Consider the following 3712-nt stretch of genomic DNA (forward strand, 5'->3'; position numbering starts at 1 on the left):
CTGCTATATCACCACAGTTTAGTTCAGGTTCTAATTCTGACTTATGTACGGTTGGTGTGGCAGGTGCTGTACAAACTCAAATCTTAGGTATCTCGGCAGGTACTACATTCACTGAAGAAAACTGTGTTAGACTAAAGAAGTCTAAGATACTTTTTGATATGGGCATGAAAGTGGCTGCTGTAAGCGTGATGTGTCAAGATAAGAACGTATTTGATGCTATGATGATGGCAGGTACACCTTGCCCCTATGACGGTAAGATTGGGGCTGAGGCTAAGCTAGGCTGGGAATCTCATGAAGAGAAGCCTTACATTGAACCTAAGGAGAAATATGATGCTAAGGAAATGGCTACTGACTTTGGTCTCGGTGCTTTGGGTTGGCTCTTGTTACTCTAATCTAAACCCTTACTATGGGTATACAGGTAACGCCTTTCTCCAGGGCAACCCTTGGAGCATGGACAGTGTATTACCCGACCCTACGGGCTTAGATGTTAATGGTGTGTTCTACACCTACACCCCAAATAAAGAAACTAATGCTGACTTTGAAGTTGAGATAGGTAATCACAACGCAGACGGCACAGGTTACGTTTGGAAAGAAACAGATAATTGGGATGGTGTTCAAGGTGGTATTGCTATCATTAAGAATGTGCCGTTGCCCTATGTACCTAGGTCACAGTTTGGTGATGGATTCTTAAATACGACAGGTGAAGGTACAGTTGAAGACGCTAGTTTAATCTACAGCTACAAGGTAGACCCTTGCTTCAATGCGCAAGCAGATATTAACTGTCCAGGATTCATACCACCAACACCTACAATAGTAGATATGGCGGATATTTATGATGCTACTGAGGACTCTGTAATTGAGCAGGTTGAGGTTAAGAACACAGATACTAAGGCTAAAGATACAGATGTTAAGTCTGATGAAGAACTTGAAGAAGAGGAGCGTAATAAGCGACTAGAACGAGCAATGTCAATCACTGATAACTCTGCCCTATTTGCTGAGGGGTTTGCTCAGTCTATGATGCTTCAACAGATGAATAACTCAATTAATGTAACCACTTACCTAACTAAAACAATACAAGGTGGTAATTACAACGATTCAATAGAATTAGAGGGTGGTAATCTGCCTGACAATAACGGTGGGCGAAGAATGAATTGGTCTACTCAAAAACTGCATGACGAGTTGGTCGGAATGCAGTATAACTTAGGAGAATAAGATGGTAAAACAATTAACACTTGTAGGTATGGTGGCACTTAGTGCTAATGTATCTGCTAACACAGCGATTAACGGTAATGTTCAATCAAGATGTATCATTTCAACTGATACTGAAGGTACATTCGGAAACCCTAACGCATACACACTAGACACAGCAACTACTAACGGTGGTGAGCTTGCGGTAACACGTTTTGATGTTACTTTAGCAGATGCTTATTATGCTCAAGTTACAGCCCCTAGTGCTTTCTCATCTAGTCCATCTTTAGCTGACGTAGTTACTTGGACAGGTGACACAGTGGTTAAAGCAGTATCTGATTCAACAGGTATGGCTGACTATGAAACTAACAAGATTGAAACAGGCTATATGGATAAGTATGACTTAACTGCAACAGGTTCAACTTGGTTTAAGACTCAATCTAAAGCGGTTATGGGAGGCTCTAAGGCATTTGCAGGTGGTTCATACACAGCATTAGTTGTAGCTGAATGTATCGCACAGTAATAGCGTTATTGTTTGTGGGCGTAGTTAATGCCCATGAGATGACTCCAACATATCCAACTTGGAAAGACACCCATATAACAGGTGTAGTTAAGACTAAGATGGAGATGTTCAACAAACGCAAAGATGTTGACTACTATGAGATAGGGGTATTCGACAAGGATATGAAGCCTATTGCATTTGTATCTAAGTACGACATAGTTAAGCTGACGTACTTACAGCATCTAAAGTTTGATGTGTACATTAACAACAATGATAAGAGTAGGGCAAGATACATTTGCTCTAAGTCCAAGATAAAGACGGACGTTAAGGTAAGGACAGCAATAGCGAGTAGAATATGTTCAAAATTCAAGTAATACTATTAGCATTGCTAGCAGGCACTGCTCTAGGTAACAGCTCACTATCATTACAACTACCAAGCGCAGGTTCTGCTTATGGGCAAGATTCGTTTAGGGCAGGTGATTTAGATTGTAAAAATGCTATTGGCGGTGCTACTAACTTTGAATTTGGTATGACAGGTATTATTGATAATGCTACTAGTCCGTTCAGTTCTAGTGACCCAAACAATCCTACAACAAAGGACATTGGTTTGTATGCAAGGATAATCATACCGCTAGACGCCCCTAAAGAGCGTATTAACTGTAACACCTTGTACAAGCTAGAGTTACATAAGAAACGCCTAGAGGTACTTAGGTTAGAAGAAGAGCTAAAAAACTTGAAGAAACTGAGGTTTGAAGATGGCTGATAAAGACTTAGGAAACGAAATAGAAAACATCGAGCAAAGTGTTGATAGCTTAAAGAATACGGAGTTTAAGCTATTTGGCATTAAGATGACCCCGATGACAGTGACCGCAGGATTTGCGGGTGTAGGCTCTATTATCGGAATGTTATACGGTGGCTTCGTTATGTACCAGAAAGTCGAAGGAATAGCATCTATCGACCCTGGAGCTATATTCGCTGAACTAGAGAAGACCAACACAAGACTTGATGGTATCAATAAGAGCATTGATGACATGAAGCTAGATATTAAACGAGCAGAAGACACAGCTGATGATGCTTACAGATATGTCAAAGATGTCAATAAAGATATGAATGACGAGTTACGTGCTTTCAGAAAAGATGTCAAGGAGATTGAGAAGGACTTCGAGGGTAAACTTCAGAAGGCTCTCAATAATCCACTATCGGAGATGTGATGGAAATATTGTTATTTGTTCTACTATTAAGTGTTATTATATTTGGCAGCGCTTATGCAACCTATTTGAAAAGGAAATTAAATGATAGATAAGATTAGCAAATGTGTAGTGGTGTTCGCAGTAGGGGTAACTATATCTCTTGCCTCAATGGCTTTTATGAATCAATTTATGCAAATACCACAGCAAATGATGCAAGGTAGTATGCAAATGATGAATCAGACACAGAGTTGCGACTGTCAGTGTCCAAGACTTAATTAATAGACGTTCAGGAGTATAAAAGAGTTATAATAGGGACGCCCACTACTTACTGCTCTCCTCACCCTTGCATACATTAGTGGGCGCCAAATTATAATGAGTGAAGAATTAGAAGCAATACTACGTGATGTAATCCTAGTATTATACGAACAAGCCAGGGACGAAGATGCGTCTTATTGGGACGTAGCCGATGAGTTAAGTGCTATGATAAACGAAAGCAGAGGGGATGATGGCGGTAATAACAGTAAGTAAATTCTCAGGTGTGTCTCCTATGACGCCCCCTAGATATCTAAGCAACGAGGCTGCGCAAGCCGCGCTTAACTGTCCTGTGTGGAAGGGCTCGCTACAATCTAGCAGAGGTACTTCAGCTATAACACCAGCTCCGTTAACCAAGACTGGTACTATTAAATCAATCTATCGCTTCGGACAAAACGAAACAGACGAGGACAAATACTGGTTTCACTGGACTGCTGATGTAGACGTAGTGCAAGGTTTCATCGCAGGCGACGTTACAGAACGCACGTACTTCACTGGCGACGGCGTTCCAAAGGTTACT

Annotated in this window: 5 protein-coding genes; all 5 read left to right on the forward strand. The window is 41.0% G+C overall.

Annotated elements, in window-relative coordinates:
- The coding region (locus WAO74_RS04905; RefSeq protein WP_422160058.1) for a hypothetical protein at positions 1–392 on the forward strand (392 nt) is incomplete at its 5' end.
- A gap of 58 nt (positions 393–450) precedes the next feature.
- Entirely contained in the window at positions 451–1212 is a 762-nt protein-coding gene (locus WAO74_RS04910; RefSeq protein ID WP_422160059.1) for a hypothetical protein, read from the forward strand.
- 1 nt (position 1213) lies between these two features.
- On the forward strand, positions 1214–1711 hold the full coding sequence (locus WAO74_RS04915; protein ID WP_422160060.1) for a hypothetical protein: 498 nt from the start codon (positions 1214–1216) through the stop codon (positions 1709–1711).
- A 334-nt stretch (positions 1712–2045) separates the two neighbouring features.
- Entirely contained in the window at positions 2046–2453 is a 408-nt protein-coding gene (locus tag WAO74_RS04920; protein WP_422160061.1) for a hypothetical protein, read from the forward strand.
- Complete coding sequence (locus tag WAO74_RS04925; protein ID WP_422160062.1) at positions 2446–2901, forward strand: hypothetical protein; 456 nt, start codon at positions 2446–2448, stop codon at positions 2899–2901. Before WAO74_RS04920 ends, WAO74_RS04925 begins: the two co-directional genes overlap by 8 nt.
- The last annotated feature ends 811 nt before the right edge of the window (positions 2902–3712 follow it).

It is taken from the genome of Polaribacter sp. (assembly GCF_049276715.1).
GTDB lineage: Bacteria > Bacteroidota > Bacteroidia > Flavobacteriales > Flavobacteriaceae > Polaribacter.